The 20,434-nt window shown below is 54.0% G+C and carries 19 protein-coding genes, 1 tRNA gene and 1 other RNA gene; 9 read left to right on the top strand and 12 right to left on the bottom strand.

Annotated elements, in window-relative coordinates:
- Positions 1-44 precede the first annotated feature (44 nt).
- The 10 genes from dppF to M4I31_RS00985 form a co-directional block, all read right to left on the bottom strand.
- Entirely contained in the window at positions 45-1,049 is a 1,005-nt protein-coding gene (gene dppF, locus M4I31_RS01030) for a dipeptide ABC transporter ATP-binding subunit DppF (RefSeq protein WP_038635143.1), read from the bottom strand.
- The gene (gene dppD, locus M4I31_RS01025) at positions 1,046-2,029 is read right to left on the bottom strand and encodes a dipeptide ABC transporter ATP-binding protein (RefSeq protein WP_085049072.1); all 984 of its coding nucleotides are present in this window, start codon (positions 2,027-2,029) and stop codon (positions 1,046-1,048) included. The genes dppF and dppD overlap by 4 nt, the downstream gene beginning before the upstream one ends.
- Before the next feature lie 10 nt (positions 2,030-2,039).
- Positions 2,040-2,942: a dipeptide ABC transporter permease DppC gene (dppC, locus tag M4I31_RS01020; protein WP_038635146.1), complete on the bottom strand. Its 903-nt coding sequence runs from the start codon at positions 2,940-2,942 to the stop codon at positions 2,040-2,042.
- A 9-nt stretch (positions 2,943-2,951) separates the two neighbouring features.
- The gene (gene dppB, locus M4I31_RS01015) at positions 2,952-3,971 is read right to left on the bottom strand and encodes a dipeptide ABC transporter permease DppB (RefSeq protein WP_032940634.1); all 1,020 of its coding nucleotides are present in this window, start codon (positions 3,969-3,971) and stop codon (positions 2,952-2,954) included.
- A 166-nt stretch (positions 3,972-4,137) separates the two neighbouring features.
- Positions 4,138-5,745 carry a dipeptide ABC transporter periplasmic-binding protein DppA gene (gene dppA / locus M4I31_RS01010; protein WP_038635147.1) on the bottom strand — a complete coding sequence of 536 codons (1,608 nt, stop codon included), beginning with the start codon at positions 5,743-5,745 and terminating at the stop codon, positions 4,138-4,140.
- The gene (locus M4I31_RS01005) at positions 5,660-5,896 is read right to left on the bottom strand and encodes a hypothetical protein (RefSeq protein WP_162267364.1); all 237 of its coding nucleotides are present in this window, start codon (positions 5,894-5,896) and stop codon (positions 5,660-5,662) included. Before M4I31_RS01005 ends, dppA begins: the two co-directional genes overlap by 86 nt.
- 581 nt (positions 5,897-6,477) lie before the next feature.
- Positions 6,478-6,610: non-coding RNA, RtT sRNA (locus M4I31_RS01000), on the bottom strand.
- A 32-nt stretch (positions 6,611-6,642) separates the two neighbouring features.
- Positions 6,643-6,719, bottom strand: a tRNA-Pro gene (locus M4I31_RS00995).
- A 92-nt stretch (positions 6,720-6,811) separates the two neighbouring features.
- Positions 6,812-8,506 carry a kdo(2)-lipid A phosphoethanolamine 7''-transferase gene (gene eptB / locus M4I31_RS00990; protein WP_085049073.1) on the bottom strand — a complete coding sequence of 565 codons (1,695 nt, stop codon included), beginning with the start codon at positions 8,504-8,506 and terminating at the stop codon, positions 6,812-6,814.
- Positions 8,507-8,715: 209 nt separating this feature from the next.
- The gene (locus M4I31_RS00985) at positions 8,716-9,918 is read right to left on the bottom strand and encodes an MFS transporter (protein ID WP_038635150.1); all 1,203 of its coding nucleotides are present in this window, start codon (positions 9,916-9,918) and stop codon (positions 8,716-8,718) included.
- On the opposite strand from M4I31_RS00985, the gene M4I31_RS00980 reads away from it, so the two are divergent.
- On the top strand, positions 9,917-10,093 hold the full coding sequence (locus M4I31_RS00980) for a hypothetical protein (RefSeq protein WP_159121630.1): 177 nt from the start codon (positions 9,917-9,919) through the stop codon (positions 10,091-10,093). The two genes, M4I31_RS00985 and M4I31_RS00980, sit on opposite strands and share 2 nt — an antisense overlap.
- Positions 10,094-10,169: 76 nt before the next feature.
- On the opposite strand, the gene M4I31_RS00975 is transcribed toward M4I31_RS00980, so the two are convergent.
- On the bottom strand, positions 10,170-10,871 hold the full coding sequence (locus M4I31_RS00975) for an autotransporter outer membrane beta-barrel domain-containing protein (protein WP_038635151.1): 702 nt from the start codon (positions 10,869-10,871) through the stop codon (positions 10,170-10,172).
- Positions 10,872-11,030: 159 nt separating this feature from the next.
- Here M4I31_RS00975 and tag point away from each other — a divergent pair, with 159 nt between their 5' ends.
- The gene (tag, locus tag M4I31_RS00970; RefSeq protein WP_038635153.1) at positions 11,031-11,600 is read left to right on the top strand and encodes a DNA-3-methyladenine glycosylase I; all 570 of its coding nucleotides are present in this window, start codon (positions 11,031-11,033) and stop codon (positions 11,598-11,600) included.
- Entirely contained in the window at positions 11,590-12,030 is a 441-nt protein-coding gene (locus M4I31_RS00965) for an N-acetyltransferase (RefSeq protein ID WP_085049074.1), read from the top strand. Before tag ends, M4I31_RS00965 begins: the two co-directional genes overlap by 11 nt.
- Here M4I31_RS00965 and M4I31_RS00960 read toward each other — a convergent pair.
- The gene (locus M4I31_RS00960) at positions 11,999-14,332 is read right to left on the bottom strand and encodes a molybdopterin guanine dinucleotide-containing S/N-oxide reductase (RefSeq protein WP_085049075.1); all 2,334 of its coding nucleotides are present in this window, start codon (positions 14,330-14,332) and stop codon (positions 11,999-12,001) included. The genes M4I31_RS00965 and M4I31_RS00960 overlap by 32 nt on opposite strands.
- A gap of 159 nt (positions 14,333-14,491) precedes the next feature.
- Here M4I31_RS00960 and M4I31_RS00955 point away from each other — a divergent pair, with 159 nt between their 5' ends.
- The 6 genes from M4I31_RS00955 to ghrB all read left to right on the top strand — a co-directional run bounded on the left by M4I31_RS00955 (position 14,492) and on the right by ghrB (position 20,406).
- Positions 14,492-15,154: an OmpA family lipoprotein gene (locus M4I31_RS00955; RefSeq protein ID WP_003827397.1), complete on the top strand. Its 663-nt coding sequence runs from the start codon at positions 14,492-14,494 to the stop codon at positions 15,152-15,154.
- 101 nt (positions 15,155-15,255) lie between these two features.
- Positions 15,256-16,272 carry a LacI family DNA-binding transcriptional regulator gene (locus M4I31_RS00950; protein ID WP_038635169.1) on the top strand — a complete coding sequence of 339 codons (1,017 nt, stop codon included), beginning with the start codon at positions 15,256-15,258 and terminating at the stop codon, positions 16,270-16,272.
- 100 nt (positions 16,273-16,372) lie between these two features.
- Positions 16,373-17,122, top strand: coding sequence for a sugar phosphate isomerase/epimerase (locus tag M4I31_RS00945; protein ID WP_085049076.1), 750 nt, complete (start codon positions 16,373-16,375; stop codon positions 17,120-17,122).
- A 3-nt stretch (positions 17,123-17,125) separates the two neighbouring features.
- Complete coding sequence (locus M4I31_RS00940) at positions 17,126-18,064, top strand: sugar kinase (protein WP_085049077.1); 939 nt, start codon at positions 17,126-17,128, stop codon at positions 18,062-18,064.
- A gap of 64 nt (positions 18,065-18,128) precedes the next feature.
- Complete coding sequence (locus M4I31_RS00935; protein WP_038635177.1) at positions 18,129-19,409, top strand: MFS transporter; 1,281 nt, start codon at positions 18,129-18,131, stop codon at positions 19,407-19,409.
- 22 nt (positions 19,410-19,431) lie between these two features.
- Positions 19,432-20,406: a glyoxylate/hydroxypyruvate reductase GhrB gene (gene ghrB, locus M4I31_RS00930; RefSeq protein ID WP_085049078.1), complete on the top strand. Its 975-nt coding sequence runs from the start codon at positions 19,432-19,434 to the stop codon at positions 20,404-20,406.
- The last annotated feature ends 28 nt before the right edge of the window (positions 20,407-20,434 follow it).

The raw sequence follows: 20,434 nt of genomic DNA, 5'->3' as shown, positions 1-20,434 counted from the left end.
AAAACCGGAGCACAAGGCTCCGGTTATTAGGTCATAACCCACGTTTATCGCTGTGGGTTTTCATCCTGGTCCACGGCGAAACAGGCCACCAGTTGACCGCCATAATCTTTCAACTGCGGCTGAAGCTGGGTACACGGACCAAAACGACGGCGGCAGCGGGCGTTGAACGCGCAGCCCGGCGGCGGATTCAGCGGGCTTGGCAGCTCACCGGTCAGCTTGATACGTTCGCGGCGGTCGTCCGGATTCAGACGTGGCGTGGCTGAAAGTAGCGCCTGGGTATACGGATGACGCGGATTATTGAAGATCTGATCCTTGGTCCCTTTTTCCACACAGCGGCCTAAATACATCACCATCACTTCATCGGCAATGTGCTCCACCACCGACAGGTCGTGCGAGATAAAAACGTAGGACAGTCCAAGATCCTGTTGTAAATCCATCATCAGATTCAGGACCTGCGCACGCACTGAAACGTCGAGCGCCGAGACCGGTTCGTCGGCAATCACCACGTCCGGGTCCAGCATCAGACCACGGGCAATGGCGATACGCTGACGCTGGCCGCCGGAGAACATATGCGGGTAACGATCGTAGTGCTCAGTTTTTAGCCCCACTTTCGCCATCATCGCCAGCGCTTTTTCACGCCGCTGCTCTTTGCTGAGCGTGGAGTTGATCAGCAACGGCTCTTCCAGAATCTGCCCCACTTTCTTACGCGGATTCAGAGAACCGTACGGGTTCTGGAACACAATCTGGATTTTCTGCCGACGCAGCTTTTGCGCTTGCGGATCGTGCTTGAGCAGATCCTGCCCCTGGTAATACAGCTCACCGCCAGTTGGAACTTCAATCATCGTCAACAGACGGCCAAGCGTGGATTTTCCACAGCCAGACTCGCCTACTACCGCCAGCGTTTTACCGCGTTCAAGAGTAAAGGAGACGCCGTCCAGCGCCTTCACCAGGCGCTCAGGGGAAAATAATCCTTTCTTTACCGGGTAGTGTTTTTTCAGATCGATAGCCTGCAACAGTGGCTGTTGCAAGGTGGCCTCATGCGTACTCATAGTGTGGGCCTCCCGGCATCATCAAGTGGGTAGTGGCATTTCGACTGACGACCGCCTTCCAGCAGATTCAGTTCAGGTTCTTCAACGCGGCATTTGTCGGTTGCATACGGGCAGCGCGGGTTCAGCAAACAGCCGTTCGGACGGTCATATTTACCAGGAACCACACCTGGCAACGAAGCCAGACGCGCTTTATCCTGCGCAAACTCCGGTAGCGCACGTAGCAATGCCTGGGTATACGGATGACGCGGCGCGCGGAAAATATCCTGCGCAGCGCCAGTTTCCACGACCTGCCCGGCGTACATCACGATGATTTTGTGTGCCGCTTCCGCCACCAGCGCCAGGTCGTGGGTAATCAAAACCAGCGCCATATTCTCTTTTTGCTGCAACTCCAGCAGCAGCTCAATGATCTGCGCCTGAATGGTCACGTCCAGCGCCGTCGTCGGTTCGTCGGCAATCAGCAGCTTCGGACGACAGGCAATCGCCATCGCGATCATCACGCGCTGGCTCATCCCACCGGACAACTGGTGCGGATACACGTCCAGACGCGAGGCCGGATCGGGGATCCCCACCAACGTCAGCAGGTCAATCGCCCGCTGAACGCGCGTTTTTTTATTGCCGCCCTGATGCACTTTGATGGCTTCCATAATCTGATAGCCGACGGTGTAGCACGGGTTAAGGCTGGTCATCGGATCCTGGAAAATCATCGCCACTTCTGCGCCGACTAACTGACGACGCTCTTTCTCAGAAATGCGCTTCAGGTCACGACCGTTAAACTCCAGATTTTCGGCCATCACGCGGCCAGGGTAATCAATCAACCCCATAATCGCCAGCGAACTGACAGACTTACCAGAGCCGGATTCACCCACAATGCCAACCACTTCACCCTGGTTCACACTGTAGCTAATGCGGTCTACGGCGCGGAACTCGGAGCCTACGTCGCCGAAGTGCACCGATAATTTATCTACATTTAATAACGCCATCTCGAACCTCTTACTGCTTCAGTTTGGGATCGAGCGCGTCACGCAGACCGTCACCCATCAGGTTAAATGCCAGCACCGTCAGCAGGATCGCCAGCCCCGGGAAGGTCACGACCCACCAGGCGCTTTGGGCAAACTGCAGAACGTCAGAGAGCATGGTGCCCCATTCCGGCGTAGGCGGCTGTGCGCCCATCCCCAGAAAGCCGAGGGCAGCCATATCGAGAATGGCGTTAGAGAAGCCGAGCGACGCCTGAACAATCAGCGGCGCCAGACAGTTAGGCAAAATGTTTACAAACATCTGGCGCATCGCACCGGCTCCCGCCACGCGCGAGGCGGTAACGTAGTCGCGGTTGACTTCCACCAGCACGGCGGCGCGCGTCAGACGCACATAGTGCGGTAACGCCACGAACGTCAGCGCCAAGGCAGCGTTGCCAATCGAAGGACCAAATACCGCCACCAGCACCAGCGCCAGTAACAGGCTCGGCAGCGCCAGCATGATATCGACCACGCGCATGATGACGTTATCGATAATCCCGCCAAAATAACCGGCGACCAGCCCGAGAATTACGCCCATCAGCAGGGAGAGCACCACGACCAGACAGCCGACCAACAGCGACAGACGCGCGCCGTACATCAGACGCGAGAGCACATCGCGGCCCACATCGTCAGTACCAAACAGGTGCGCCATCGTGCCGCCTTCCTGCCACGCAGGCGGCGCCAGCAGCGCATCACGGAACTGCTCAGCCGGATTATACGGGGCGAGAACATTCGCAAAGACCGCAATCAGAATCATGATGACAACATAAACCAGCCCGACAACCGCGCCTTTATTACGCTTGAAATAGTGCCAGAACTCCTGCATCGGGGTCATTGGCACCGGTGCGGCAATAACTTTATTTTCAGTAACCTGTGACATGATGGCCCCTTACTTCTTATGACGAATACGCGGGTTCACCACGCCGTACAGCAGGTCTACCAGCAGGTTGACGAGAATAATCATCGTCGCGACCAGTAACACCCCGCCCTGCACTACCGGATAATCGCGGCGCTGTAGCGCATCGATCAACCAGCGCCCCAGCCCAGGCCATGAGAAGATAGTCTCGGTCAGGATCGCCCCGGCCAGCAATGTCCCAACCTGCAGGCCGATAACGGTCACGACGGGCAGCATAGCGTTACGCAAAGCGTGAATGATGATGACGCGCATCCGGGTCAGACCTTTGGCACGGGCGGTACGAATGTAATCTTCACCCAGTACTTCCAGCATTGATGAACGAGTCATACGCACAATGACCGCCAGAGGAATGGTACCCAGCACCATCGCGGGCAGGATCATATGCGCCAGCGCATCAATAAAGTTACCCTCTTCGCCCCAGATGGCGGTATCTATCAGCATAAAACCGGTCAGCGGGTTGGAATCATCAAGGAATACCATGTCGCTCACCCGGCCGGAAACCGGGGTCAGGTTTAACTGCACGGAAACCAGCATGATCAGCATCATGCCCCACCAGAAAATCGGCATAGAGTAACCGGTCAGCGCCAGGCCAACGGCGGTGTGATCGAAAATGGAGCCGCGCTTCACGGCAGCAAGTACCCCCACCGGAATACCTACTGCGACGGCGAAAATCATCGCGCAGACGCCGAGTTCCAGCGTGGCTTTAAAACGAGGCACGAACTCATCCCACACAGGTAAACGGCTTTTCAGCGAGATACCTAAGTCACCATGCATAACCCCCCAGATATAATGGAGGTACTGCTGCCACATCGGTTTATCCAAACCAAGTTCGGCCAGCAGTTGAGCATGACGCTCAGGGGAGATCCCACGCTCACCCGCCATGATCATTACCGGATCGCCGGGGATCATATGGACGAAGGCAAAAGTGAGAAGAGTGATACCGATAAACGTGGGGATGACGAGTCCCAAACGTCGGAGAATGAACTGCAACATAACCCGGATTCTCTCTAATGACGCACGGCCTGGAACCGTGAGTCTGTATTGCTCACAAATTTTATCCCACGCAAACTGCATCGCGGGTAAAGCATTACGCCGGATGGCGCTGCGCTTATCCGGCCTACACAACACCGGGGCGCAGCGCTTCCTTGATTGCTTTTAATTATTCGACAGAGACGTTTTCGAAGTGATGTTTGCCTAATGGATCAACCACATAGCCTTTAACTTCTTTACGCACTGGCTCGTACACGGTGGAGTGAGCAACAATCAGAGCCGGAGCCTGATCGTGCATAACAACCTGAGCTTGTTTGTACAGTTCGATACGCTTGTTGTGATCGTCGGTGGCACGCGCCGGCTGGATCAAGTCTTCAAACGGCTTGTAGCACCAGCGAGAGTAGTTGGAACCGTCTTTCGCTGCCGCACAGCTGAACAGGGTGGCGAAGAAGTTATCCGGATCCCCGTTGTCACCGGTCCAGCCCATCATGACGGCCTGATGCTCACCCGCTTTGGCGCGTTTCAGATACTCGCCCCACTCGTAGGTCACAATCTTGGCCTGAACGCCAATTTTCGCCCAGTCAGCCTGAACCATCTCCGCCATACGGCGTGCGTTCGGGTTGTACGGACGCTGTACCGGCATTGCCCACAGCTCAACGGTAAAGCCTTTGTCCTGACCGGCTTCTTTTAGCAGCGCTTTCGCTTTCTCAGGATCGTAACTGTAGTCTTTAATGTCATCGTTATAGCCCCACATAGTCGGTGGGATCAGGTTCTTCGCGGCCACGCCAGCGCCCTGATAAACGGCTTTGATGATCGCTTCTTTGTTTACCGCGTAAGTCAGCGCCTGACGAACTTTGACGTCATCAAACGGTTTCTTCTCGGTGTTGTAAGAGAGGTAGCCCACGTTCAGACCAGCCTGCTCCATCAGGTTGATGTTTTTATCCTGCTTCATGCGCGCGATGTCTGCCGGGTTTGGATACGGCATCACCTGGCACTCATTCTTCTGCAGTTTGGCGTAACGTACGGAAGCATCAGGCGTAATAGAGAAGACCAGACGGTCGATCTGCGGCTTAGTACCCCAGTAGCCTGGGAAAGCTTTATACAGAATACGGGAGTCTTTCTGGTATTGCTGCAGCTGGAACGGACCGGTACCAATTGGGTTGAGGTCTACTTTCTCCGGAGAACCGGCTTTCAGCATGTTGTCTGCGTATTCTTTAGAAAGAATAGAAGCGAAGTCCATCGCCAGATCGGCCAGGAATGGAGCTTCCGGACGCGTCAGTACGAACTGAACGGTTTTATCGTCCACTTTTTTCACTTCGGAGATCAGATCTGGCAGACCCATCCCTTCGAAGTATTCATAACTGCCGCCAGAGACTTTGTGGTACGGGTTCTGGGCATTTTTCTGACGATCGAACGAGAACACCACGTCATCGGCGTTAAAATCGCGCGTCGGTTTGAAATCTTTATTGTCCTGCCACTTCACGCCCTGGCGCAGGTGGAAGGTGTAGGTTTTACCGTCTTCGCTGATTTCCCACTTCTCAGCAAGGCCCGGGATTACTTCGGTGGTACCGATTTTGAATTCAACCAGGCGGTTATAGATCGGTACGGAGCTGGCATCATAGGTGGTGCCAGAGGTGAAAAGCTGCGGGTTAAAGCCTTCAGGAGATCCTTCTGAACAATAAACCAGAGTTTTAGCCTGTACGCTTGCTGCGACGGTCATGGCCACCAGGCTCAGACCAAGCTTCAGCATCCCTGACTTCTTCAAGGAAATACTCATTCTTCTGCTCCAAATGTGATGTTTGTTGTTTTACCCTTTGCAGTGGGTTTGCACCGCCTGGCCTTTTTTGTTTTTTACCCGGCCGGGTCGGCGTTAAGAGGATGGGGATTCCGTTCACATAAGCGACTGAGTTGCAGTGCGGATTCTCCATGAAATGCCCCTCATGCCCTACAATCTGTCAACAGAATGTGAAAACGTCAATACAGGTAACCGTGATTTACACCAACGGTGAGAATTGACAAACAAAGATTAAAAAAAGTGCAGGCGGCTATTTTCAGCAGGGAAATTTGTGCTACGCGCTCTGTACCAGAATAAATATCTTAATATTTAGCAACATTTGGTGATTAACATTTATGCAAATTCTTAAAACTTTCTAAATTAATGCTGCATATCTGAGCGATTAATACCATGAACGTTAAAACGCACAGCGGAAAATGCCAGGTTCAGCCATAACTAGCGCAAAAAAAGTTTCATGCAAATATAAAAAAAGGCAATGGAATATGTCACAGAATCGTTAACAGTCAGTGGGAAGTGGCGCACAATTTTTGTAGACAAAATGAAGGTCAAAGATGGGGTTGGAAACGCCATACACGCCGGGGTGAAACTGAGCCTGTAGGCAGGATAAGGCGTCCATGCCGCCATCCGCAATATCTCCAATATTGCCTGATGGCGCTGCGCTTATCAGGCCTACAAATGCAAAAAAACCCTGCTCGTTGAGCAGGGTTTTGAATTTGGTCGGTGATAGAGGATTACTCGCCACTGCGTGGCTCGCCCTGCGGGCCGTTGCTGACGCAACGTTCTCTCGCTACGCTCGAGTCGAACCTCTTGCCCCCGGAGGTTCTCATCCTCACGGGCCATAATGCAAAAAACCCTGCTCGTTGAGCAGGGTTTTAAATTTGGTCGGTGATAGAGGATTCGAACCTCCGACCCCTTCGTCCCGAACGAAGTGCGCTACCAGGCTGCGCCAATCACCGAATGCGGGGCGCATCTTACTGCTCAGCAGCGCGCCCGTCAATCCCTTAGCATCAAAATGGCATTTGATCGGCGAGAAAGTCAGCAGCCTCCGTTACTGGGCTGCAACCTTCTTCGCGTCCGGGATACGGCACCAGTTGTTATTCTCGTTAATACCGCCATTTGGCGAGGTATAACCAAGGCAACCTAAAATAGTGTCGTACAGCTCCACGTGACGACGCGGCACCTTCATATCCGCTTCTTGCTTCAGATGGGCGAACGCCTTCGCATGATCGGGGTCTTCCAGATACTTGTCAGACATCCACACCAGCATAGGAACGCGGAACTGCTCAGGCGGCGCCATTTTACGCGGCGTCCCGTGCAGGTGCTCACGCTCGTTAATTGACTCACCGTGATCGGCAGCGTAGAACACTATCGCTTTCTTATCGCGCAGTTGATCAAATACTTGAGTGATAAAGTGATCAACATAAGTTACCGAGTTATCGAATGAGTTGATCATCTCCGCTTTTGAGCAGCCGCTATCAACATTGACGCATTCCGGCTTCCACTGTGCATATTCACGGGTGTAGCGCTGCGTATAGTTAAAATGCGATCCTTTGGTATGCAGAATAATCAGGTGATTACTACCGTCATCGTTCTGCTGCAGAGACTGCTGCATCTCGGGAATCAACAGCATGTCATCAACGTTTTTGCCACGGTTACGCGGCTCAGCGCCGATCTGCTCACGGTAGGAGATATTCTCCGCCATGGTATTACTGTAAAACCACATCTCGCTTTGCATGGCGTAGAGATCTGTCTTGAACCCTAGCTGAGTAAGCACGGCGAAAACGTTTTGTTCTTTCAGCGTACGCTGCGGATTTTCTTCCGCCCCACCCTCACGGACAAACATGCAGCGCAGAGAAAGTTTGGTTGCCGTATCGCAGGAATATCCGCGGAATGCGGCCAGATTTTTCTCCTGGGCGAGCCTTGGCGTGGTATTTCGCTCATAGCCAAAAATTCCCATATGATCCCAGCGGGTCGTTTCCCCGATAATAAAGACCACATAGGTGTCGTCGAGGTTCTTCGGCGCGACATAGGTAAACTTTTTGGCCGGGTTCATCAGCGATTTGTTATCTGAAGACTCATCCACCTGCGCCCAGGCGTACAGGCCCAACGCTGAGAGCCAGTTTGACGGCAAATAAGAGTTCGCCACAACCCCGCCATAGCTGGGTAGATCGATGCCGGTTTCCCGTTCAACGCTTCTCTGTTGCATGCTCAACAGGCGAATCGGCACCCACACCATCAGGCCTGCCAGTAACACCACCGCCACGCTACGCCATCTCATGCCCGGGGTACGAATCTGTCTCATTAGCGTATAGCGGCAGCGGTTACTCCAAATAAGAACCAACGGCACAATACTGACTGAAACCAGCCACACGATAAAATGCCAGCCGACGACTTCTTTAGATAAATCAATATCCGTGGTCATGACGGAGGCAATAATACCATAGCCAATTACCACGTTCAGGAAGGTCATATAATAACTGGCGCCGGCAGAACACAGCACCACAAAGGTTGCCAGCACACGCCAGACCCGGCGGCCGAATAAAGAGAGAAGACGTAATAAAAAGAAGGTCACCAGCACAGTGCCAGCTAATTCAACAACCGCAGAGAGTCCTTTCCAGACGGTGAATTCGTGCGCATATCCGCTAAAGCGACGGAAAAATACAGCACAGTTCATAAACAAACCGATATAGATTGCCAGCAAGAAACTGAGTTTCTGCTGCGTCATCGACTTAATGTATCTCATGCAAACAAACCCTGGGGATCGGGATAAAAACTCCCTGTGCAGCGGCCAAACAGACCTAACAGGGGAAAAATGCGACAACAGCAGAGGTGAAATCTACGGGCGCGGGTAAGTAGACCACAGGAGGGAAGAAAAGTGCTTATAGAGAATGCAAATGACGCATATATTTTTGTAAATATATGCGCCAGGTATTAATCAGGCTACTAATAGATTTAGGCGTGCGCCTCAGTATATACGCTACGTTGCGGCTGGCGAATAGTGGTGGAAAGTGCCAGCGAGATGATTAACAGCGCAAAGATAACGCAGAAGGTCACATAGAATCCGCCAAACAGCGAGGCGATAATGGAACCACAAATACTGCCGATACCGAAGCCCAGGTAAATAACCCCGTAGTTTTTAGCCAGGTTATTGAGACCAAAGAACTCACTCACCAGTGACGGGAACACGGTGATGGTGCCGCCAAAGTTAAATGCCACGCAGGCAATCGCCGCAAAGAACGTAACGTCATTGAGCGGGGCGAACAGCAGTGCCGCCATACCGACCAGCGAAACAACCTGACCAATGGTGATAACACGAATACGAGAGATTTTGTCGGACAGAATACCCAGTACCAGACGGCCTGACAGGTTAGCGATGGAGATGACGGTTACTGCATTTGCCGCCGTGGCTACATCCATATGCGCCAGGCTCTGTGCAATATCTTTCGCCACGCCAATTACATACAGCCCGCTCATACATGCAGTCAGGAACATCACGGCCAGCATCCAGTACTGTGGTTTACGCATGGACTGCGCCAGAGTGTAGTCGTTCTCGACCACGCCATTTTTCGCCTTCACTTCCTGATTCGGCGCATCTTTCATCAGCATGGAGCCAAAGACGATCATCACCAGCACAATTGCGCCCCAGATCATAAAGGTTTTTTCCAGACCCACGGTGCTGAGCAGTTGGCTGTCGATAAATTTAAAACCGAGGCTACCCAGGCCATAAGAGCCGATGGCAAAGGCGGAAATCAGCCCCTTACGCTCAGGGAACCATTTTACGCAGTTGGAAAGGGTTAACAGGTATCCTGCGCCATCCGCCAGGCCGACCAGTACACCGGCGCTCAACCACAGCATAATCAGGCTGTCAGAGTGGGCGGTTAAGAAGAAGCCGACGCCCAGTAAGATACCGGAGGCCATGGTGACGCGTTTCACGCCAAAACGTTCTTGCAGTTTTCCGGCGACGGAAGAAGAAATCGCCAACCCCAGGCTCAGCAAACCAAAGGAAAATGCAACCTGACTCACCGGCGCGTCCAGTTTAGAAGAGAGCGCGCCATTAAACAGGCTCCAGGTATAAACAGAACCTAAGGCAAATTGGGTAATGATGGTGCCGATCAGTGTCAGCCAACGGGTACGCTGATAATCAGAAGTTTTCATGGCAGTCTTCCTGCATAAGCAAAATGGGAAATTCTCTGCCAACAACCATACCGAAGCGCCATTTATACCAGGAAAAAACGGCATGAAATGCCGCCAGGACGGAATGAAATGCCTGGATTGCGGAATGAATGACGAGACAAAAAGTCGGGATACTGAATTTTATCGCAAGAGTTAGTACCCACTATCGCTGGAAGGCGTGTGATTATTGATCCTAATATGTAACTAAGATGTAAAACCAATGATTTCTTTCGTTAAAATTTAGCGCTAACCCCCATGGTGTACATATAGTCGCTATTGTTGGTACTGTTTTCTGCCTGAGAAAGTGCGGCGTAAGCCGCCATATGCGGGTTCAACAGCATATCCGCACCGACGGTAACATCCAGCCAGTTACCGTCCTGTCCTGCTGTCGTCATGCGGCTGAGGCCCGACTGCGCCTTCCAGATATTCTCGCCAAACTGTTGGTTATAGCTGATTTGCGCCCATGGACGCACATCACCGAACTGCGAATTGACTCGCCAGCCTAACGTGCTGACGCTGGCATGCCACAACGGATCGGTCGGTGTTATCGAGGTCGCGCTATCACCAAACTCGTTGTAGGTAGACGTGGTCGAGCCGTCATAATGTAAGGCGGCGACCGGTCCGGTCGTTACCTGTCTGGAAAGCGGAAAGTTCCAGCCCATACTCATGCCGCTGGTCGTATCCATCAGCGTCTGATCGGCCAGATTCACCACCGGACCCGCCACGTTCTGCGTAGAACGAATACGTTCCTCCAGAATGTCGTTATAACGTGGTTGGTGATCGCTGTCCCATGTATAACGTTCAGCCGTATGCCCTGACATCGCATCAACGATATATTCTTGTTGCCAGCCATATGCTGTATTGATGGACAGCGCACAAACTACGACGCTCGCCAGAGTTAACCTTTGGCGACCACTACTGTTTCTTATAATCATCAACGCGACTCCAGAAAAGAGCCGAATTCGGCGATATTATTGTCATTGTGTGTAGGAAATCGGGCCCATCAGGCCCTGTATTAAATATTGTCTTTTTAGCTGGCGCGTCAAGGCGGGCCGAATGAAATTTTTACGCCAGTAAAAACAGCGAGGAAGAATATGCAGCGTTGCGGATGGGTCAGCCAGGACCCACTTTACATTGCCTATCACGACAAGGAATGGGGCGTCCCCGAAACCGATGGCAAGAAGCTGTTCGAAATGATCTGCCTGGAAGGCCAGCAGGCGGGATTATCATGGATTACCGTACTGAAGAAACGGGAAAATTATCGCCACGCCTTCCACCATTTTGATCCGGAAAAAGTGGCAGCCATGACCGAAGAGGATGTGGAAAGGCTGGTACAGGATGCCGGCATTATTCGCCATCGCGGAAAAATTCAGGCCATTATCGGTAACGCTCGCGCCTTTCTGACCATGGCGCAAAACGGTGAACCGTTTAGCGAGTTCGTCTGGTCATTTGTTGATAACCAACCGCAAGTGACCTGCGCCGCCAACCTGAGCGATATCCCCACCTCAACCCCTGCGTCAGATGCTCTGTCTAAGGCATTAAAAAAACGCGGGTTTAAGTTTGTCGGCACCACCATCTGTTACTCCTTTATGCAGGCCTGTGGTCTGGTCAACGACCATATCACCAGTTGCATCTGTTACCCAGGGGCACAACATGATTCGTGAATCTAAAGCTGACGATCTGCCGTCAATTCTGGCGCTGTGGATGGAAAGCACGATCCATGCCCATCCGTTTATCGACGAACGCTACTGGCGCGAAAGTGAACCCGTCGTGCGTGATGTATACCTGCCCGCCGCACAAACCTGGGTGTGGGAAGAGGAAGGTGTACTCAAAGGCTTTGTCAGCGTGATTGACGAACGCTTTCTTGGCGCGTTGTTTGTCGCGCCAGCGGCCATCAGAAGCGGAATTGGCACAGCGCTGGTGCAGCATGTCCAGCAGCGCTTTTCCCTGCTCAGCCTGGAGGTCTACCAGAAGAATCAGTCAGCGGTAAACTTCTACCATGCGCTGGGTTTTCGCATTGAAGACGGCGCATGGCAGGAAGAGACTCACCACCCCACGTGGATTATGGGCTGGCAGGCGGATCAAACGCCGTAAGCGTCAGGGCGGGTCCATTGTATTTTTCGAGCCACGCCAGCGCAGTGTTGCCCGCGCAGCCATTCCCCAGCTTCGAGCTGGGGAGATCTTTGGTCAGCACATTGACGGCGCCATTTTTACAAATACCACCGGCAGTAAGATCCAAATCAGGCCAGGCGCCTTCATGAATGCAGATGACGCCCGGTTTGATCCCTGTCGTCACGACGGCACCCGCCAGAATTTGCCCACGCGGGTTCCACACCCTCACCGTGTCGCCATGCTTAATACCACGAGCGTTGGCGTCCTGCGGATGGATCGTAACGGGCTCACGATCCGCCACCGCATACTGCTCACGCAACGCACTGTAATTCAACTGGCTGTGCAAACGGTGCGCCGGATGGGCGGAAAGCAGCTGTAACTGACCCGGCTCGGCGTTACCGAACCACTCATCAGGCGCCAGCCACATCGGGTGTCCCGTACAATCCGCATAGCCGTAACCCGCAATCCTTGCGGAGTAGATTTCAATTTTCCCGCTGTCCGTTTTCAGCGGATGCGCCTGTGGGTCGCGGCGAAAATCCGCAAACCGAATAAATTGCGCGCTGGCGGGGTTTTCCGGCATTTCGATCAGGGCGTTGCGCTGCCAAAACTCGGTGAAGGGCGGCAGTGTAACCTGCTGGCTGGCCCCGCGCTGCCCGGCAATATTATAAAAGGTCTCCAGCCACGCCAGTTCGCTTTTACCTTCGGTGAAGCGTTCATACCCGCCCTTTTCCCAGCGCTCGCTCAGTTCGGCAAAAACATCAAAATCATTGCGCGCCTCATACTGCGGCGGCACAACCTGCTTCATCGGCACCAGGTGCTGGTTGCTGTAATCACCCGTCATGGTGAGGTCGTTGCGCTCAAACGAGGTGGTCGCCGGTAATACGATATCGGCATGCTTTGCTGCGGCGGTCCAGAAACACTCCGAGATAACCACCAGCTCCGGTTTTTGCCAGGCGCGAATCAGACGGTTGGTGTCCTGGTGATGAGTAAAGTTGGCCCCGCCGGCCCACCACAACATGCGGATGTCCGGGAAATGCCGGTCCATTCCATTGTGCTGGTAAAACCCCCCGGGGTTCTCCAGCGCTTCGACAATTCGCGCCACCGGGATTTTATCCACCGCGTCGGTGCCGCCTTTAACGCTGCCCTGCATTGAAGCCAATACAGCGGCACGACGCGTTGGGTTACCGCCGTTGGCAAAATGGTACGACAGCCCAAAGCCACCGCCAGGCGTGCCGATTTGCCCGAGCATGGCGGCCAGGGTGACAATCATCCAGTGTTTCTGCTCGCCATACTGTTGGCGCTGCATCCCCCACCCCGCCATCAACATGGTGGTGTTTTGGTGAAATATCGCCGCCAGTTCGCGTATTTTTTCCGCTGTTATCCCACAAATTTCAGCAGCCCACTCTGCCGTTTTTGCGACATTATCAGTTTTACCCAGCAGATAGTCGGCAAAGCGGTCATAACCGGTGGTACAGCGGGCGAGAAAGTCCGCGTCGTGCCAGCCGTTTTCCACCAGCGTATGCGCGATGCCCAGCATCAGCGCCACGTCGGTTCCCATATGCGGGGCGATCCATTCCATCTTATCGCCAAAGAAATCCACGCTTTCCGATCGCATCGGATCGATACAGATCAAACGTTTGCCGCTATCACGCAATGCCTCGAAGTAAGCGAGACCCTGTTCGTCGGAAGCATTCCAGGCAATCTTCAGGGTATTCAGCGGATTGGCGCTCCATAACACCACCACATCGCTGTGTTCCAGCACGACAGGCCAGCTGGTCTGTTGCTGGTAAACTTCGTTACCGCCCACCACGTACGGCATGATGGCCTGCGCGGCGCCCGTGGAGTAATCCCCCAGATGCCCGGTATAACCCCCCGCCAACGCCATGTAGCGCTGTAACAGGGTCGCGGCTTTATGTAACACACCGTTGGAGCGCCAGCCGTAGGAACCAGCGAAAATCGAGGCCGGGCCATAGCTGTCACGGATGCGTTTATGCTGCGTATGGATAAGCGTCAGTGCGTCATCCCAACTGACGCGAACAAACTCATCCTGCCCGCGCACGCCTTGTGGGCTTTCCGGCGAGACGAGGAAGCCTTTACGTACCATCGGAAAACGTACCCGCGTTTTACTGTGTACCTGGTCACGCACCACAGTTTGCAAAGAGTTGGGACGAGTGGTGGGCAATGCGCCACGGGAGGAGAAAACGGTCTCGCCATCGGTTTCGACGAGAATAGGTCCCCAGTGGGCGGCGGTTAACACTGAGTAGTGTGCGGGTGAATTAGCCAAGATGGCGCTCCTGAATATGATGTGGCGGCTTATTTATTCTGCCGTTCAATGTTACTTACAAATTTCAGAGTCTTCCCTGGAATTTTCTTCATGTTCACACGTCATAATCAACCGCCACCGTCGCTGTGGCAAAGAAGAATAAGTCATTAAGGAATTGAGATGAAGAAACGTGTTTTTGTTATTGCTGCCATCGTGAGCGGCGCCCTGGCGGTTTCTGGCTGCACAACAAACCCTTACACCGGCGAGCGCGAAGCGGGTAAATCCGGCATTGGCGCAGGCATTGGCTCTCTGGTCGGCGCGGGTATTGGCGCACTCTCTTCTTCGAAGAAAGATCGTGGCAAGGGCGCACTGATTGGCGCAGCGGCTGGCGCGGCCGTTGGCGGTGGTATCGGCTATTACATGGATGTGCAGGAAGCAAAACTGCGCGAAAAAATGCAGGGAACTGGCGTCAGCGTGACGCGTAGTGGCGATAACATCATTCTGAACATGCCAAACAACGTCACCTTCGACAGCAGTAGCGCTAACCTGAAACCTGCCGGGGCTAACACCCTGACCGGCGTGGCCATGGTCCTGAAAGAGTACAATAAAACCGCGGTTAACGTGCTGGGCTTCACCGACAGCACCGGCAGCCAGGATCTGAATATGCGTCTGTCGCAGCAGCGCGCGGACTCCGTCGCCAGCGCCTTGATCACTCAAGGGGTCGCGGCTAACCGTATCCGCACTCAGGGTATGGGTCCGGCAAACCCAATCGCCAGCAACAGCACGGCGGAAGGTAAGGCGCAGAACCGCCGCGTAGAGATCACCTTAAGCCCGATCCAGTAACGTTTTGAGCCGGAGACAGGGTGCGCCCGATCCGGCATGAAGCACTTGCCATCGTTGATTTTCGCGTTAAGGTGTTGTCACCAAATTCAGGGAAATCAGCGATGAGCAAATCAACACGGGCAACCATCAGCGATGTGGCAAAGGCCGCAAAAACCGGCAAGACCAGCATTTCACGCTACCTCAACGGTGAAAAGCACCTGCTTTCCGACGCGCTGCTGGCCCGCATTGAACAAGCCATTGCCGATCTCGACTACCGACCCAGCCTGATGGCACGCGGCCTGAAACACGGTCGCACCCGCCTGATTGGCCTGATCATCGCCGATATTACCAACCCCTACTCCGTCAACGTATTGAGCGGAATTGAAGCCGCCTGTCGCGATAAAGGCTTTACCCCGCTGGTGTGTAACACCAACAATGAAGTGGATCAGGAACTGCACTATCTTGACCTGTTGCGCAGTTACCAGGTCGAAGGGATTGTGGTCAACGCCGTTGGGATGCGTGAAGAGGGGCTGAACCGCCTGCAACAGTCTGCGCTACCGATGGTACTAATTGATCGTAAAATACCTGATTTCGCCTGTGATATGGTCGGACTGGATAACACCCAGGCCGCAACGATTGCCACGGAACACCTGCTTGAACAAGGCTTTGAAGCCATTCTGTTTCTCAGCGAACCACTCGGCATGGTGAATACCCGCCGCGAACGTTTGAGCGCCTTTCGCGCCACGCTCGCACGCTACCCCGGCGTTATCGCGCAAAATGCCGAAGTTCCGCTAACGGACAATGCGCAACTGGATGACACGCTGCGCCAGTTCCACCAGCAGCATCGAGGCATGCGCAAAGCCGTTATCTCCGCCAACGGCGCCCTCACGCTACAGGTTGCCCGCGCCCTGAAACGCATTGGCCTCAACTGGGGCAGCGATATCGGCCTGCTCGGGTTTGACGAGCTGGAATGGGCCGAGCTGGCGGGTGTCGGCATTACCACGCTGAAACAACCCACCTGGCAGATTGGCTACACCGCCGTGGAACAGGTTGTACGCCGGATCGATGGCGGTTCTGATGCCATTCAGGAGCAGGTTTTCTCTGGTGAATTGATCGTGCGCGGATCTACCGCCCGTTAAATTTCCTTCGTGATGGTGATCATAAATTCAGCATCATGGGCTTTTCTTTGGAACCGGTTCCATCTAGCGTTATAGCAAGAACGCTGGTTATGGAGTTTCCATGAAAAGAAAAATTATGGTGGTCACCGCCGCCTACGGCTATGAGCAGGTCCGCGCTGCGGGTGGACAAACCGCCATGCTGCCCATCATTGCTGAAGCCGGTGCTGACGGCGTCGAAATTCGCCGCGAGATGTTAACTGACACCGAACTCACCACACTGTCAACGATGGCCTCAGCGATCGAAATCTTCTGCCTGCTGGCCTGTTATTCAGCGCCTGAGCCACTGTTCCTTGAGGACGGTAACCTCAATCCCCGTCTTCCGGCGTTACTCGCGGAAGCGCAGGCCCTGCAAGCGCTGTGGTTAAAAGTCTCCCTTGGTCATTTTTCCCATACCGGCCAGTTCGACGTTTTACGTACATGGCTGGCTGACAGCGGGATGGAGCTGGTTGTCGAAAACGATCAGACCACCTGCGGACGCCTGCAGCCAATGCAGCGCTTTAACGAAGCCTGTCAGGCGCAAAACCTGCCGATCTCGCTGACCTTTGATATGGGCAACTGGCTGTGGGTTGGCGACTCCCCGGAAGAGGCGGCGAAAAATCTGGCGCCAACCGTGGGATACATCCATGTCAAAGCCGCGGTTACACATCGCGACAGCTACCGCGCAGTGCCGCCTGATGCCGCCGAACCGCGCTGGCTGGCGCTGTTAAAAACGCTGCCTGACGATGTTCCGCGCGGCATCGAGTTTCCCCTGGAAGGGCAGGATTTGACGGCGGTTACCCGCCATTACGTCGAGCTGTTACGCGAGGAGTAACGCATGAAGAATTCACTGGATGTGGTCACCATTGGTGAAGCGATGGCGATGTTTGTCGCCACGCAAACCGGCGACCTGGCGGATGTAGAGCAATTTATCAAGCGCGTGGCAGGCGCTGAACTCAACGTGGCGACCGGTCTTGCTCGTTTGGGTCTGAATGTCGGCTGGGTAAGCCGCGTAGGTAACGACAGTTTTGGCCGTTTTATTATTAATTCGCTGGAAAAAGAAGGGATTAATGCGCAGGGAGTCACCCAGGATGAGCGCTTCGCTACCGGCTTTCAGCTTAAATCTAAGGTCGAAAATGGAACCGATCCCATTGTGGAGTACTTCCGCAAAGGGTCCGCAGCCAGCCATCTCAGTATTGAGGATTACCACGAGAACTATTTTGCCAGCGCACGTCACTTGCACCTGAGCGGCGTGGCAGCCGCGCTTTCCGCCAGCTCCTATGAACTTCTGGCGCATACCGCCCGCACGCTGAAAGCCCAAGGGAAAACCATCTCCTTTGACCCGAATTTGCGTCCGGTGCTGTGGAAAAGCGAAGCCGAGATGGTGGAAAAACTGAACCGGCTGGCATTCCAGGCTGACTGGGTTTTGCCAGGTCTAAAAGAGGGAATGATTCTCACTGGACAACAAACACCTGAAGCCATCGCCGACTTTTATCTGCGCCATGGGGTGAAGGCAGTCATTATCAAAACCGGGGCAGATGGCGCCTGGTACAAAACCGCCAGCGGCGAGCACGGCTGCGTCGCACCGGTAAAAGTCGACAACGTGGTTGATACGGTCGGCGCAGGAGATGGCTTTGCCGTGGGCGTGATCAGCGCTCTGCTGGAAGGCCGCTCGCTGCATCAGGCGGTGACCCGCGGCAATAAAATTGGCGCACTGGCCATTCAGGTTCAGGGCGACAGCGAAGGATTACCCACACGTGAACAATTAGGGGAATAAACCCCCGGCCAACTCTGTACCCTACATACAGAGGCGGTGTATCAGCATAATCAGAGGGCAGTCTATGAATAGCTCAACCAATGCAGCAAAACGCTGGTGGTACATCATGCCAATCGTGTTTATCACGTATAGCCTGGCGTACCTTGACCGCGCGAACTTCAGCTTCGCCTCCGCCGCAGGCATTAACGAGGATCTCGGCATTACCAAAGGGATCTCTTCCCTGCTGGGCGCTCTGTTTTTCCTTGGCTATTTCTTCTTCCAGATCCCGGGCGCAATTTACGCCGAGCGTCGCAGCGTACGAAAACTGATTTTTGTCTGCCTGATCCTGTGGGGGGCTTGCGCCTCGTTAACCGGGATGGTCAGCAATATTCCGATGCTGGCCGCTATCCGCTTTATTCTTGGTGTCGTTGAAGCTGCCGTGATGCCCGCAATGCTGATTTACATCAGCAACTGGTTTACGAAATCCGAGCGTTCACGCGCTAACACCTTCTTAATCCTCGGTAACCCGGTGACTGTCTTATGGATGTCCGTCGTTTCCGGTTATCTCATTCAGGCGCTGGGCTGGCGGGAAATGTTCATCATCGAGGGCTTCCCGGCCATCATCTGGGCGTTCTGCTGGTGGGTACTGGTAAAAGACAAACCGTCTCAGGTCGGCTGGCTGTCGGAATCCGAAAAAGCTGCGCTTCAGGCCCAACTGGAACAAGAGCAACAAGGGATCAAAGCCGTGCGTAACTACGGTGAGGCCTTCCGCTCACGTAACGTCATCCTGCTGTGTATGCAGTATTTCGCCTGGAGTATTGGCGTCTACGGTTTTGTGCTGTGGCTGCCGTCCATCATTCGCAACGGTGGCGCAAATCTGGGGATGGTGGAAGTTGGCTGGCTGTCATCCGTACCGTATCTGGCGGCGACGGCAGCGATGATTCTCGTCTCCTGGGCCTCTGATAAACTGCAAAATCGTAAGCTGTTTGTCTGGCCGCTGTTACTGATTGCCGCTTTCGCCTTTATCGGCTCCTGGGCCGTTGGCGCAGATCACTTCTGGGTGTCCTACACGCTGCTGGTTATTGCGGGCGCGGCAATGTACGCCCCATATGGTCCCTTCTTCGCCATCATTCCTGAAATGCTGCCGCGCAACGTGGCCGGTGGCGCCATGGCGCTGATTAACAGCATGGGCGCATTAGGCTCATTCTTTGGTTCCTGGTTTGTCGGCTACCTCAATGGCGCAACCGGCAGCCCATCCGCCTCGTACATTTTTATGGGGGTAGCGCTTTTTGCCTCAGTATGGCTAACTCTCATTGTTAAGCCTGCTAATAATCAACAGCTACCTGTTGGCGCACGCCACGCTTAAATTTTAACTTACGGAGATCCGCATGAAGCCGTCCATTATTCTCTATAAAGCGTTACCTGACGATTTACTGCATCGCCTGGAAGAGCATTTTACTGTGACTTCTGTACCGAACCTGCGCCCGGAAACGGTCGCACAGCACGCCGAAGCCTTTGCCAACGCCGAAGGCCTGCTGGGCTCCAGTGAAGCCGTCAATACCGCGCTGTTGGAGAAAATGCCCAGGCTGCGAGCGACATCCACAATTTCCGTAGGCTATGACAACTTCGATGTCGATGCCCTTAATGCGCGTAAGGTGCTGTTGATGCATACGCCAACCGTACTAACGGAAACCGTCGCCGACACGGTGATGGCGCTGATGTTAAGCACCGCTCGCCGTGTGGTGGAAGTTGCTGAACGGGTTAAGTCTGGCGAATGGACCAAAAGTATCGGGCCGGACTGGTTTGGTACCGATGTCCACCACAAAACGCTGGGAATTGTCGGCATGGGTCGTATTGGGCTCGCGCTGGCGCAGCGTGCGCATTTCGGCTTTAGCATGCCGATTCTCTATAACGCCCGCCGTCATCATCACGAAGCGGAAGAACGCTTCAACGCGCGTTACTGCGATCTCGACACACTGTTGCAGGAGTCTGATTTTGTCTGCCTGATCCTGCCATTAACCAACGAAACACATCATCTGTTCAGTAGCGAGCAGTTTGCCAAAATGAAGTCTTCCGCCATTTTCATTAATGCCGGACGTGGTCCGGTGGTCGATGAAAAAGCGTTGATTAGCGCTCTGCAAAACGGCGACATTCATGCCGCAGGTCTGGATGTGTTTGAGCAGGAGCCATTAGCGACAGACTCTCCGCTGCTGTCACTGCCCAACGTGGTGGCCGTGCCGCACATCGGTTCCGCCACGCACGAAACGCGCTATAACATGGCGGCCTGCGCGGTGGATAACTTAATCGATGCGCTGCAAGGAAGAGTGGAGAAGAACTGCGTCAACCCGCAGGTCGCGCAATAAACAAAAGGCCGGGTAGCGCTCACGCTTA

It is taken from the genome of Citrobacter sp. XT1-2-2 (assembly GCF_023516235.1).
In the GTDB taxonomy this organism is placed as follows: domain Bacteria; phylum Pseudomonadota; class Gammaproteobacteria; order Enterobacterales; family Enterobacteriaceae; genus Citrobacter; species Citrobacter werkmanii.
This window is presented reverse-complemented; position numbering and strand designations above follow the sequence as displayed.